Origin of the sequence: Providencia rustigianii (assembly GCF_900637755.1) — a bacterium.
GTDB lineage: Bacteria > Pseudomonadota > Gammaproteobacteria > Enterobacterales > Enterobacteriaceae > Providencia > Providencia rustigianii.
Map to the genome: position 1 here is coordinate 1896550 of NZ_LR134396.1, position 12420 is coordinate 1908969.

The window sequence follows — 12420 nt, forward strand, 5'->3', positions numbered from 1 at the left end:
GTTGTAACCGGAAAAAAGTTACATCGGAGTATATTACTATCAATAAGTTATAAGTCTTTTTTGTGTATGTAACCGTTGTAACCGTTTTCCGAAGGGGGCAGGGAAATTGACAGTTTTGCATGGTCATTAACACAGGGTAGATAGATCTATAAACAGTAGAGTTATAATTGGCTATTATTTAAACGCTTTTATAAGTATAGAGAATTTGTGGGAGGGGTTCGGAAAGGCGTTACAAACGTTACAATTTCAATATTTCTATATAACCAATTGATTATTAATTAAAATGTAGACATGTGGAAACGTTACAAAAGCATTACTTTGCCGTTACGTGTAACGGTTTTAAAAGGTTACAAATAAGAAATCTAACTTATTGTTTTATAAGCATGTAACGTTTTAGACTCTATTTTGTGATGCTTTGTAACGGATTAAACGTTACATGAGAATGATTTATTATCAATAGCTTATGATAGGTTTTTGGATGATGTAACGGTTGTAACGCTTTTCCGAACCCCTCACCGTTATTTGTGATACGAATTTCGTTTGCTAAGAGTGAAGTCAGACTGGACTATTATTTAATCTTTTTGATGAGCAATCAGAATTAGTGGGGGGGGGGGCGGAAAGCGGTTACAATGGTTACAAAATTAAAATAGTCTTATATCTTATTGATAATAGATAGAAATATAGGAATAGTAAAAGGTTACAAATAGGTTACTTTGCGGTTACGTGTAACCATTTTAAGAGGTTACAAATTAAAAATATAACTTATTGTTTTATAAGAGGGTAACTTTCTGACCCCTATTGTAATCAATGGGTTAGAGGTGGCTTTGTCAGGGTGTAACCGTTGTAGCCTGTTTCTTAGAGGGGAAAAGAAAATATTATTGAATAAAAGAGGATTTATTAAGAGCCAACACAAATTAAATGTTATGTTGGCGTACATTTTATGTCACAAGTTTAAGGCTTTCCATAAACCTCTATGGAGGCATATAGTCTTACTTTTATCAAACTTTGCATATTTATTTCTATAAACATACTCATATTTATCTCCATCAAATTTTTGTCCTATAGCACTACATTTAAATAGCACTTGTAGTAACATATCTAGATTATTAATATCATTACCTTCTGATTGAAAATGAGTAAGTAAATTTTGAAACTTGAACTCACGTTGCTTTATTTTTGCTATTGCAATTAAAAAAGATTCAAAAATATCATTTTCAATGTATCCGCTAATCTCATCTCTTATTTCCGGTAGAAAATATCCATTTGAATATTCTCTAATTCCTTTAAATATTTCATCATCAGTTATTTTAACTGATTCATTTACTTGATTATAATGGGACTGTATCGATTTTAGTAATTGGAAAAAATCTCTGGGTGTATGTCTTGTATATTCAATTAGATAAGATAGAGTTTTATTGTTTCTTTGACTTTTACTAGCATTAGTATACTCATCAAAAAAACATTTTAAATTATATTTATTACCTAAAGATAACTTTACACGAAGGTCTGCAGCCTTCACTAAGTGTGTTTGTTCAATATCGAGAGAGTCATTATACCAATTGATTAATACATTAGAGTCTTGGGATGTTTTGTTTTTATTACCTCCAGGTAATCTTTCATATAAGTCAACTCTTATTAATATGCATATTTTTACGGGGGTATTATCTAATTTGAATTTCCTATTTAAATTAGATGCTTCGAAAATTAAAGAGGATAACGTATTCAATTGTAAAGGGTTATTTATTAGCACATCATCTAAACCATCGATGACAATTATTGTTTTCTTTTTTATTTTACTTGCGATATCAAAAAAAACCTCAGTGACATTATCAAAATTTACATCATTATCGCTGATAGACTCGATTTCATTTGAGTACTCTATTATTTTTGGTAATGCAACCATGAATTTTTTCTTAGAAGCATTTGTTGTAAGGTTATTTAAGTTTCCAGATGTTAATAATCCTAAATCTTTCAGTTTTTTTATTGACTGGTCAATTTCTAGAACTTCATTTGTCCATTCAGTATTGGTTTTCTCTATGTTTTTCTTATAGTTATTTAAAATTACCCCTAGTAGGATATATCGCCATGTTCTGGGAAATTTGATTAATTCATCTTCGGTGCCAGGATATATTTTACTGAATTTACTAAAGGAAAAGTCTTTTAAATAAATTAAATCAGAAAAAATAGGCTGGTTTTGAATTTTAGTCATGCAGATTTTTTCAGCAATTGTTGATTTTCCACTACCTTTAAAACCTTGGACTAAAAATGCACTTTTATTTACAAGGTTGTCTATCGCATTATTGAAATCATAAAAGCCATCAATTATTAAGTCTGGGTACTCGGAACGCTCTTCTTCCCCCGCACTTTTTCCAAAATTAATTTTTTTGAACACTATATTTTCCTTTTTAATAAATAGGTTAATTCCATAACATATAATAATTAGTTAATTTATCAATGATGATTGAGTAATTATGTTTAAATAAATAAAATGACTGCATGAATTTGTGCAGAAATGCACAAATTTAAAATTATCTTATTTACTATCTAACCCTAGAGGTAGTTAGGGTTCCAACCCTCCGCACACACGCACAAAATCCCACCCCTTTTGTGTGCGGGCGAGGCGGGGGAGCAAGCGCGCGCAAAGGGGTAAAGATGGACCGCGCTGGCTATGGTGTGATTAGCCTATAAGTGGGGTTATTTGAGAGTCTGTAGCCCGTAGCGGTGAGATTGAGTAAAAAACAAGTATTGCTATGTGGAAATAATGAAATGGTACTGAGATTGTTTTAAGCGCTTTTGTGGGTAATGTTTAAGCTAATAGGCATCAAAGGTAAGGAATAGTACGTGAGTAAGATTTATCTTATGTACCTAAGGTAAATTTAATATTAAGACTATGCACTGATATTCGTTAATGATAAATGGAATTATTATGTTTGATGGTCTTGGTTATGTTGTTGCGATCGGTGCGGTGGTCTTAATTACTTTATGTATAACCTACTTGATTTCGATTGGAAATGCTTTCAACGATACAATACCAAAGGATAAAACCTCAGAATGTAATTCTGAAAAATTTCTTGCTAAGGATGATGAAGAGAATAGTTTTAAAAGTAAATTTAAAAATAATAGCAAGGTTTATAAATGGAGAAGTCTGATTATTGCCTCTGTTCTCATTCCATTTTTAAATTTTATATACTATTGTGATGTTGAAATTTATTTTGTTAAAGATAAAGGTGAAATATTTTTTGGTATTTACACATTTTTCATATTTACATTTTTAAATTTTTTTCTGGTTGTTTTTAGGTTCAAAAAATCAAGTGAATTTGTTGGTGCATTCTTAATATCTTTTGTTGCATACAATATTATTTATTTTCCTCAGAAATTAAATGTTGATTTTGAAAATAAAATACATTCATTTATTGCTAATGGAGACACTAACTCTTTAGAAAAAGAATTAGGGAAAAATTGCAGTTTAGTTGAGTATGAACTAGACGATTATATATGGTATGCATTATTTCGGTCTGAAGCCCCCATTGACTCTTTAGAGTTTTTATTTGGCTGCCAATTTCATGAAGATAACTTTGATGTTAATAAAATTGAAGAAGGTAGACATTACCTTCGGTCTTTTCTTGATAAAAAAATATCAAAGAATATAACAACAAATCATAATTTTGAGATTCTTTTTGCTGAAAATTATTTCACTTTGCTTGATGAAGAGTCAAAACAAAAACTAATACGGGAATTAGTATATAAAATTGCAACTGAAAGTAAGAAGGAATACAGTGATATATATATTAGTAGATTAGATAAGTTAATTGATTTAAATCCAAGTATTGCTAATTATGTTAATCTTCGTGATATTGATTATCATAAAATAATAGAGTATAGAGAAGTGAATGCGGCAAATTATTTTTTAACAAGATTACCGCCTAGTAATGATGATTACAAATTAGCAATGAATATATTGACGAATAATTTACCTTTCATAATTGAGAGGATTAATAGTGATAGCGGTATTTTAGAAAATACAATCATCAATGATATTGATTCCTACTTTTATAAAAAGAAAAATATAAATTTAATTTTTTATGCATTTTATGTTGGTAATGCAGAAATGATTAATTACTTGATTGATAATGAGTTATTCAAGATTGAAGATTACAATTATGAAGTTAAAACGTACACTCAAAATCATGAAACAGGGTCGATAAATACTAATAATGAAGGTTGCAACAACTACTTAGTTACAGGTATAGCAGAGAGTTGGACTCTTAATGAAGATGAGAAAAAAACATTGTTACAAAAATTAAAAGGTTTACCAAATATTTGTAACCGAATGATTGACGTGGAATTAAATAAAATTGATGAGATGTTAGCCAAATACAAGACTTAATCGCTGTCTAGATAAGCAAACTGAGCTAATGGACCACTCAGTTTGCTTATCTTTAGATTATTTATAGTTCGGCTCTTTATCCTTAGCCTGTGTCACAAAGTCCAATAATGCATATTGTTTAAAGCGGATCGCCTCAACGCCTAGCATGTCATTAATTGACTTCATGCTTTCCATCAGTGGCAATAACTCATTGAACCAAAACACCATTGCGGCTTTCTCGATATCGCCGAGGCTACCGGAACCTTGCGGAATGATCCCCATCAATTGTGGCGGTATGCGGTGCATGGCCAACAAATCATCTCGTGTGGTGTCTTTGATACCAACAAACTCATCTTTTGCGCTGATTTGTGAGAATGGCAGAATCTGAATTCCATCCTTTTCACCATTGGCGGCATACACAAAGATATTCTTAAATGCTTTTCCTTTGCGGGCTTCGGTGAGTGATTTTTTTAATGACTCCACAGCTTCGTCATTTGCAAGAGCCGTCGAGAGATAGACCATCACACCGGCGTGACTACCGTTCTCATAATAATTAGTTCGAAATAGAGTGGCTGAGTGATTCAAATTAGCTGAAATGAGCCCTGCTAAATAATCGGGAACGCCATAAATCTCTTGATGAATACACGGGTTTTTCAGATGAAGAATGCTATTTTTGCGGAACTCATAGGCATCTTGGTAATTTTTCACTTGCCAATATTGCCCTTCATTAACACCGGCGCGGGTGTATTTTGCCAACGAGGGTTTAAGCGTCAGTATGTCGCCGAGTCGATTAATGCGTTTTTCAAGGTAGCTATTGCCAAAAACCACAAAATCTTGTGCAAATGAGATGAAATCAGGTCGCGATAAATAGGGCGTAGGTTCAAAGCAACTGGTGATCACATTACGCTTAAATACCAAGGGGGATTGATGATAAGCCGCAGACGACGTAAACGAGCGCGCAATCCCATTAAAATCAATCGGAGTTTCATACCAGCGGCCATTATGGGCGCATTCCATGCAGTCGAGTAGATCACTGCCACTCGATACAATTGAGGGTGAATCAAAGGTGAAGGAGCAAAATTCAGGGGCTTGTGCTTGTTCGTTTGTTGCTGCTAATTCAGTGGATTGGTCCATGTTTAAAACTCCATTACTTGCGCGCCAGTGCTGCCAGTTTCACTGGATATGGCTTCATTAGAGAAAATATTCATTGCGGCCCATGCCAGATCGCCATGGTCTAATCCACGTACACGGCTTGATTCATACGTGATAATCCCGCTTGGGGTTTGAATCTTCTTGATGGTCATCAGTGAGGTGATAAGCGGCTTGTGTAGTCCTGCATCGTATTCAAAGCGGCCACTACGGATCAGCATTTGCATTTTCATGATCATCATGCGTTTGATAGGGGCGGAATAGTTAAGTAGGTTGGCCGCGGGGAAGAATTTAACGACAAGTTCGTGTACAGCGGCGCCTGTACCTCCCGTGCCATCAATAGTGATGGATTGCACGTTATAACGTTGTGTAATGCGTCTAATCTCTTCCGCTTGTTTTTCAAATGCCATGCCGCGTAATTGAACAGTTTCAATAATGCGAAATTTACCGCCACTCACTGCCGGAGGTGACGCGATAACAAGCCCTAAACCATCACCATTATCTCCGGTACCCGTTGGGTCGGCGCCAACCCAAACAGGGCGATTGCCTAATGGGCGAGGAGCGTAAGGTTTCCAATCGGACCATATATGGCTGTTGTAACCATCCACACCGCAATTAATCAATGCATCGTAACTGAATGCTCGTTCACCCGTTTTAACAAACTCACATTCGTACAAATTGCGAAAATCATCAGGTGGGTTTTCGTCTTTGATTTCTTCCAAAATAACACGGTTAAGTCCACGCGCGATGGCATCGTGGATATTAACGATTTGCCGCCACATACTATCACCAGAGTAATGACCAAACTTTAATACCTTATGGGATAGCTCAATGATTTTGCGTTCTTTTTCAGGTTTCCCTTTGTTATAAAAATCCCCAGTCCAAAACTCATAAGCTTCGTGATCTTCACTAGAAGGTGTGGAAAAGTAGGTACGACGTAAACCCGATTGTGTGGCCATCGCTGAAGCAACCTTCCGCAATTCCAAGAAACGCGATACCCAAAATACCTCATCGAAATAGAGGTCGCCGGTATACGATTGTGCGGTTGCAGCGGCGGTACCAAGGAAAAACAGGATAGAGCCATTGGATAACATAATTTCATCGCCACCTTTAAGCTCAACGCCCATTTGCCTTGCTAGTAACTGAATAAAGCGTTTGAACTGAAAAGCTTGGGCGCGGCTAGCAGAGAGAAATATTTGGTTATTACCGGTTTCCAATGCCGTCAATAAGGCCTCGCGAGCAAAATACCATGTCGCCCCGATTTGCCGTGACTTTAGAATAAATCGGTTGCGTTGCGAGCGCTCATCCCACCATTGGCGCTGATACTCAAATAAGGTACCCAATACTAACGTTTTCAGCTGTTCAATTTGTTCTGGAGTGAAATGGTTTTTTGGGTTTTTAGTTTTGGCTGCGCCTGAGCTCTGCTTTTTCGCTTCTAATCGCTCAAAGCGATCCAATTGACGATTTAAAAAATCTACCGTTTTAAAGTCATGGGCGGTCATGGTGTCTTTCGCCATGATGCGCAGTACTTTTACATGAGTCTGGTCATTTACGCGATGAATAGGGGAAGCCTCATCCCACTTATCACGTCGTCGCCATGAATAAATTGTATGAATACTCGTGTCCAGCCGTTTTGCTATCTGCGAAACGCTGTAAGCCTGCCAATAAAGTTCCTTGGCTTCTTGTCGTGGGTCAATGTCTGTTTTCATCATGCTGTCACTTTGTCACGCCCGCGCGTAACCCTCTATGAATAAGGGTTCTCATAGCCGCCTGAGAACCGTAACCCTTTGAGCAAAAAGAGAATGATTGCGATAGTAGCGTTATCGAAATGACAGTTATGTCAGGAATGGAGATTAATTTATGCCACAGGGTAAAAAAACACGTCAGATAAAGCTGATTGCTTGTGCCGAGGGGATGACACTTAACGGTTTTCCCGTTGAGCGCGAACATATTGAGCAGATGGCTAAGGATTATGATCCCAATTTTTATTGTGGTCGTGTGAATCTAGACCACATTAAAAGCTTGTTTCCAGACAGCCAATTTCGTAGCTACAGCATGATTGCGGCAGTGGATACCGTCGAGCTTACTGAGGGTGAGTTGAAAGGTAAGCTTGGGCTTGAAGTGACGATTGATATTGACGACTTCAAAGATGATTTCATTGTTAACCTGAATAAAACAGGTCAAAAGATTTTTTCCAGCATTGAATATTACCCCTCATTTCCGCAGACCAAGCGCGCTTATTTAACGGGCGTGGCATTAACCGATTATCCCGCTGCCGTGGGCTCAAGACCAATTGAGCTTAGCACCGCCTCTCGTGGCTTACCTGAGATTGGCAACCGATTTACAGCATCATTAGAAACGGAGTGTTACCTATTGAGTGAGCAACGAGAGGGGCATCAAGAAGAGAAAGAAGCCGGTAAAAAGTTCTTATCCACAGTGAAACAGTGGCTAGGGCTTGAGCGTAATCACCACTCAGAAGAAGCCGCCAACCTGCAAAAAGCCATTGAATTGACAGCACAACAATGCGGAACGCTGCTAACTGAAAATGAAGCGCAAAAGCGGGAGCTCTCGCAGCTAACCAGCGACTTTAACGCATTAAAGCAAAAGTTAGAGCTGACAGAGGGGTCGGGAGAAAGTCGTCCACTGGTGACCGGTGGCTCTAACAAGTTGGCAGAGTTTTGATTCTCGCTTCACTTTCTTAACTTCAAATAAATAAAAGGTTTTTACTATGGGTATCAGCAATGAATCGCTCGCGAATTATCTCTCATGGCTTGACCAGCAAGCCCGATTAAACGGGATACGCCGTGAGGGCTCGTCATTAAATTTTAGTGTTGATCCAACGGTTCAACAGCGCTTAGAAAAAGCCAAAATGGAAAACAGCCCATTTCTAAAACAAATTAACTCATTTGGTGTGACCGACCAGGAGGGACAAAAAGTTTTTGGCTCCGTGAATGGTCCGATTGCTAGCACTAACACGTCAACCACTGACCGTCGTAACCCTGAACAGGTGAATGATGAAAACAGTGATGAATATCGTTGTGACCAAACCAACTGGGATACGTTCGTACCGTACTCATGGCTAGATGCATGGGCGGGGCATCCTGAATTTCAGCCGATGATCAGCCAGCTGATTGCACAACAAGAAGCCAATGATCGCTTAATGATTGGTTTTAACGGTGTGAAGCGGGTGAAAAAGTCCAACAAAATCGAAAACCCATTACTGCAAGACGTCAATATTGGTTGGCTGCAAAAAATCCGTAATGCCGCGCCACAGCGGGTGATGAAAGACGTCACCTTAACCAGCCGTGATGAAAGCGGAAAGATCATTGCCAAAGGGATGTATGCCAACGTAGATGCCATGGTATTCGATGCGGTGAATTCATTGTTAGATCCGTGGCATCGCCGCGCGCAAGGTTTAGTGGCTATCACCGGTTATCAGCTCTATACGGATAAAAATTTCAAAATTATGAACCAGCACAGTGAGCAAAATCCCAATATGGAAATGCTTGCCGGTAATGAACTGTTGAAGCTGAGTTCAATGGGCAATTTGCCAACCTTACAAGTGCCATTTTTCCCTGATGGTGCAACGTTAATCACCACTTTTAAAAACCTGTCGGTGTACTGGCAGAAAGGCAAATATCGCCGCGTGATTAAAGATGAGCCGGAATATAACCGTGTAGCGACTTATTCGTCGGGTAATGAGGGCTATGTGATTGAAGATTATGGATTGTCCTGCCTGATTGAAGGTATCAATTACGCAGAAAGCAAAGAAATCTAAGTCAATATTGGGGAAACGTTATGGAACATTTAACACCAGCACAGCAGCACTGGCAAAGGGTGATGGCCTCACGTCGTGGCGAGTCTAATGGCGAAATGTCACGAGCGGATATGACGGCATATGAAAATATTTTGCATCGTTTACGCGCTGACCAATCGCAGTTAAGCAACATTCAAGGCAATGACCGCAAAGCAGCTTATAAGCGCAAGGTTTTACCTAATTATCGCGGCTGGATTGAGGGTGTGTTGGAAAGCCAAAGCGGTGTCTCTGATGAAGTTTTTACCCGTACTTTGGTTTGGCATATCGATGCCGGTTTGTATTCCGAAGCCTTAAAAATGGCTGAATATGCCATTCAATTTAATCTGCCATTGCCTGATAACTATAACCGAACCTTAGCCACTGTTTTAGTTGATGAAATTTGTGATTGGTCATTGGCCGTCAAAGCCAGTGGTAAAGATGATGAAGTGACAGCGTCACTTGAAGAATTACTTGCCCTGGAACACATTACCGAACAGTCAGATATGCCTGATGGCGCACGCGCCAAGCTGTACAAGGTGATTGGTTTAACACTGAAAGGTGATGAAAAACAACAAACTTTAGCGCTTGAGTACCTACAAAAAGCCATTTTGACTGATAAAGACATTGGCGTGAAAAAAGAGATTGAACAGTTATTACGGGCGGTCAATAAGAAAGAAGACGCTGTAGAGGAGCCCGCCATTCCTGTGGAAAGAGACGGTGTTGAGCCGTCAAAAGATAAAAAAACACAAAAGAAATCAACGGTTACTGAGAAAAAATAATCAGTAGCAATAACCGAGTTGCACCCGCAAGCCACGGAGGCACAGCAATGATAAAGGGCTAATCCTCTCTGTTATCGCTGTCCACCTCCGTTTTCTCAGAGGGTAAATCATGAGCTTAGTGGCCGCAAAACAGATCCATTCCGTGCAAGACGAGAGCATTAATGATGGTGATGAGAAAATCACCTCGGGTGACTTTTGGCCAGTGATTGGACTTGCTCAATTGAGGCAATCGATGCGCCTAACCGGCAATGTATCTACAAGTCGCTTAAAGCACATGACGACAGAAGCGGTTCTGTATGTGAATCAACTATTGGATGAGTGGTGTAAAAAACAGAAAGATAATGGATTCAATCAATTATCTACCGTGCCGTCATCGTCGATTAACGATACTACTGCATTAGTTTTTCGCTATCACCATGCGGTGTATAGCTTCACGAAAGCTTTATTGATTGAAAATTATCGCGATATTGACACGACACGGGATGGTGAAAAGCATGCTCAAGCACTGAGTACCCAAATCGATGATCTACGCCGCGATGGACAAAATGCAGTGCGGGATATTCTCGGTAAATTGCGCATGTTTGCGGAGCTAGTTTGATGAAAGTGCAGGCGCTGCAAGGTGACACAGTTGATCTATTGTGTTGGCGGCATTATGGGCGCACGCAAGGCATTGTTGAAGACGTGTTACAGGCAAATCCAAATCTTGTTGAGGGCGGCATACAGCTAGCCGCAGGGCAATGGGTAGAGTTACCTGATATCGCACCAGCAGCACAGCAAGAAATAATCCAACTTTGGGATTAAGAAAACAGGATTAACAGCATGAGTGATTGGTACAGCCGCCTATCTTACACGCTTTCAGGATTTGGTAGCTTCTTTAGCGGATCAGGCATTTTAGGTTTTTTTGGTGATTTTTCTTTGTATGAATGGGGTTTCTTGGCTGGGTTGATTGCCAGTATTTCATTAGGGGTACTGACCTACCGGCTAAACCGGCGTGAACAAATAAAACGCACACGGATATTGGAGCGTTATTTCTCCCGCCATCCTATTACTGAGCGTGATATTCAAAACATCGTGAGAGTCACAGAGCAATCACCAAAGGATTTATGACATGAATACGAAGTCACGATTAAGTCAGGCAGTTATAGCCCTCATTATTTCAGGTGCCAGTGGTGGCGTGATCCTCTCCAGTTTTTTGGATGAAAAGGAGGGTAATTCACTCAAGGCTTATCGTGATGCAGGCGGGGTGGTCACCATTTGTCGCGGGGTAACGCGTATTGATGGTCAGAAAATTAAACTGGGTACTAAACTCACACTAGCGGAATGCGACGAATTAAATCGAATTGAAGCGGATAAAGCGATTGGATGGGTTAAACGCCATGTCCATGTCCCGCTGACTGAGCCTCAAATCGCCGGTATTGCGTCATTTTGCCCTTATAACATTGGCCCCTCTAAATGTTTTTCATCTACGTTTTATCGCAAGTTAAATGCGGGTGATATCAAAGGCGCCTGCGCAGAACTGCCAAAATGGACGCGGGATGGCGGTAAAGATTGTCGACAAACCAAAGGCCAGCCGAACGGCTGTTATGGCCAAGTGATCCGCCGTGACCAAGAGGCCGAATTATTGTGCGGTGATTGGGGGCTATGATGAGCAGCAATCGCCATGCATTACTGGCTTACATTGCCGTTGGGTTAGTCAGTGGCAGCATGGTATTTGGTGCCACTCGGTTGATTTATCAATCCAAATTGGATGCAACTGCATTGGGGCATCAAATGGCATTGAATGCCATTAGCGCCCAAGCTTTTATGGATGCGTCAGAGAAACTCGCCCAGCTACAAGAGGCGCAAGGCAAGTTACATCAGCTCGATGTGACCTATAACCAGAGATTATCAGATGAACAAAATGTATCTCAGAGTTTGCGTGATGATTTACTCACTGAGCGTCGTCGGGTGCGGTTCGCCAGCGCCGACCTTGCAACCTGTAAGCTCGCCATCAATAACACTACCAGCACCAGCAGCGTGGGCGATGTTGCCAGCGTCGGACTCACTCGAAAAGGTGGACTTATTGTTCACGATATCCGAACCGGAATTCAGCAGGACAGAGCAAAAATAACCTATCTACAAAATTATATAGTCGACATAGTAAATCAGTGCAAGGTAGCGAAATGAAAACGTTAATTAATATATTGATATTTATTGTTTTTGTATCGCTCTTAACTGTAATTTTGCTCGGTGGTGTGGTGCTACTGCAAGAGCCTAAATGTGGGATGGCATCATCACAAGAACGCCTTGAAATGCGTTGCCAAAAATCACTTTATTATTACCGAGGTTAA

13 protein-coding genes are annotated in these 12420 nt (G+C 39.6%); 10 read left to right on the forward strand and 3 right to left on the reverse strand.

The features are described from left to right. Window positions 1-943: 943 nt before the first annotated feature. Entirely contained in the window at window positions 944-2392 is a 1449-nt protein-coding gene (locus EL244_RS08765) for a P-loop ATPase, Sll1717 family (RefSeq protein ID WP_126460252.1), read from the reverse strand. Window positions 2393-2926: 534 nt separating this feature from the next. Here EL244_RS08765 and EL244_RS08770 point away from each other — a divergent pair. Further along, window positions 2927-4387 carry a hypothetical protein gene (locus EL244_RS08770; protein ID WP_172597513.1) on the forward strand — a complete coding sequence of 487 codons (1461 nt, stop codon included), beginning with the start codon at window positions 2927-2929 and terminating at the stop codon, window positions 4385-4387. 57 nt (window positions 4388-4444) lie between these two features. Here the strand turns inward: EL244_RS08770 and EL244_RS08775 are convergent, their stop codons facing one another. Then, window positions 4445-5500 (reverse strand): phage portal protein, encoded by a 1056-nt coding sequence (locus EL244_RS08775; RefSeq protein WP_126460258.1) that lies wholly within the window; start codon window positions 5498-5500, stop codon window positions 4445-4447. A 2-nt stretch (window positions 5501-5502) separates the two neighbouring features. Beyond that, complete coding sequence (locus tag EL244_RS08780) at window positions 5503-7227, reverse strand: terminase large subunit domain-containing protein (protein WP_126460261.1); 1725 nt, start codon at window positions 7225-7227, stop codon at window positions 5503-5505. Between the two features lie 148 nt (window positions 7228-7375). On the opposite strand from EL244_RS08780, the gene EL244_RS08785 reads away from it, so the two are divergent. From EL244_RS08785 to EL244_RS08825, 9 genes are all read left to right on the forward strand, one after another. Beyond that, complete coding sequence (locus tag EL244_RS08785) at window positions 7376-8197, forward strand: GPO family capsid scaffolding protein (RefSeq protein WP_126460264.1); 822 nt, start codon at window positions 7376-7378, stop codon at window positions 8195-8197. A gap of 46 nt (window positions 8198-8243) precedes the next feature. Beyond that, window positions 8244-9293, forward strand: coding sequence for a phage major capsid protein, P2 family (locus tag EL244_RS08790; protein WP_126460267.1), 1050 nt, complete (start codon window positions 8244-8246; stop codon window positions 9291-9293). 20 nt (window positions 9294-9313) lie between these two features. Continuing rightward, window positions 9314-10090, forward strand: a complete 777-nt coding sequence (gene gpM, locus EL244_RS08795) for a phage terminase small subunit (protein WP_126460270.1) — start codon at window positions 9314-9316, stop codon at window positions 10088-10090. A 109-nt stretch (window positions 10091-10199) separates the two neighbouring features. After that, window positions 10200-10688: a head completion/stabilization protein gene (locus EL244_RS08800; protein WP_126460273.1), complete on the forward strand. Its 489-nt coding sequence runs from the start codon at window positions 10200-10202 to the stop codon at window positions 10686-10688. Continuing rightward, window positions 10688-10891 (forward strand): tail protein X, encoded by a 204-nt coding sequence (locus EL244_RS08805; RefSeq protein WP_006813043.1) that lies wholly within the window; start codon window positions 10688-10690, stop codon window positions 10889-10891. The genes EL244_RS08800 and EL244_RS08805 overlap by 1 nt, the downstream gene beginning before the upstream one ends. Before the next feature lie 18 nt (window positions 10892-10909). After that, window positions 10910-11197, forward strand: a complete 288-nt coding sequence (locus EL244_RS18310; protein ID WP_126460276.1) for a potassium channel protein — start codon at window positions 10910-10912, stop codon at window positions 11195-11197. A gap of 1 nt (window position 11198) precedes the next feature. Next, window positions 11199-11735, forward strand: coding sequence for a lysozyme (locus EL244_RS08815; protein ID WP_126460279.1), 537 nt, complete (start codon window positions 11199-11201; stop codon window positions 11733-11735). Further along, complete coding sequence (locus EL244_RS08820; RefSeq protein ID WP_230084871.1) at window positions 11735-12256, forward strand: lysis system i-spanin subunit Rz; 522 nt, start codon at window positions 11735-11737, stop codon at window positions 12254-12256. Before EL244_RS08815 ends, EL244_RS08820 begins: the two co-directional genes overlap by 1 nt. Next, entirely contained in the window at window positions 12253-12420 is a 168-nt protein-coding gene (locus tag EL244_RS08825; protein ID WP_126460285.1) for a preprotein translocase subunit SecG, read from the forward strand. Before EL244_RS08820 ends, EL244_RS08825 begins: the two co-directional genes overlap by 4 nt.